We start from the raw sequence: 244 nt of genomic DNA, 5'->3' as shown, positions 1-244 counted from the left end.
CCTGAAAAATTCGCCGCCATGGACGAGGTCGATCTCGTGCTTGGCAATGAAGAGAAGCTGAACGCGAATTCCTACCGCGCGCTGCCGGATTTCGGCGTCAACGACACCGAGAAGGCGCGACAGCGGAAAATGCGGCCCGCGGCCGCGCAGATGAGGCTTGCGAATGGTAGTCTCCCGTTTTGTTTCTTTTGTCATCGGGCGTTGAGGCACGATCAGCTCAGGGACACGCGATCGAGCAGCAGGC

1 pseudogene is annotated in these 244 nt (G+C 59.4%); it reads left to right on the top strand.

Going from position 1 to position 244, the window contains the following annotated elements:
• Positions 1 to 244: pseudogene (locus AC0L3S_RS39665) on the top strand (hypothetical protein); the annotation flags it as partial.

The organism is Bradyrhizobium sp. Ken01, from assembly GCF_055807355.1.
The sequence above is the reverse complement of the archived record's forward strand: the minus strand, read 5'-3'. Positions and strand labels throughout refer to the sequence as shown.